General features: G+C 74.5%; 1 pseudogene. It reads left to right on the plus strand.

Annotation, left to right across the window (positions count from 1 at the left end):
- Positions 1 to 185: 185 nt before the first annotated feature.
- A pseudogene (locus tag BIU89_RS18555) lies at positions 186 to 800 on the plus strand (hypothetical protein); the annotation flags it as partial.

An 800-nucleotide genomic window follows, 5' to 3' on the forward strand; every position in this document is an offset into this window, starting at 1 on the left:
CTGGTCGTCGTCGACGACGAGGATGCGCGGTGTCATGTGATCTGGACTCCGGGTGGCGTGCGGGTGCCGTGGTCGGCACGTGTCCCCACACGATAGCCGAGGCCCCGCCGAGCCGGGTTTTCCGCCAGGATGGAGGTGGACCGTGCATCGCTGGCTCGGTCCGACACGACGAGGGGGCTGGAGTCATGTCCGATTGGCACACACCGGGCGGTGGGCAGCAGGGTGCGCCGACGCCGCCGGCGTCCGGACCCGGACCCCTGTCTGGAGGCCCGCCCCGCTTCTCCGTGCCGCCGCAGCCCGCCCCGGGGCCGGGTCAGGGGCGACCGGGCGGCCCGTCCGGCGGCTCGCGTCCGGTGATCCCCCTGCGCCCGCTCGGCCTCGGTGACGTCCTGGCCGGCGCGTTCACGGTCTTCCGCCGGAACGCCCGCGTGCTGCTGCTCTGGAGCGTGCTGCTGAGCGGCGTGCTCGGCCTGCTCTCGACGCTGGCCAGCACCTTCGGGCAGCAAGCGCTGCAGTCGCGGATGTTCTCGGCCCTCGACGGCGGCAGCGGTGCCGACTCGGTGGTCGCGGGCACGCTGACGCTCACGGCACTGCTCTCGGTCGTGCTGCCGTTCCTCGCCTACCTCGGTCGCGGGTTCCTGGTGGCGCCGGTCGCCGCGGACACCGGGCAGCGGGTGCTCGGCCGTCGAGCCACGTTCCGGGGGCTGTGGGCGCTGCTCGCCGGCCGCCGGTGGTCCGTCGTCGCGTGGATGCTCGTGCAGATCGGGGCCGGCGTGGTCCTCGCGATCCTGGCCGGGCTC

Origin of the sequence: Curtobacterium sp. MCBA15_005, from assembly GCF_001864855.1 — a bacterium.
Classification (GTDB): Bacteria; Actinomycetota; Actinomycetes; order Actinomycetales; family Microbacteriaceae; genus Curtobacterium; species Curtobacterium flaccumfaciens.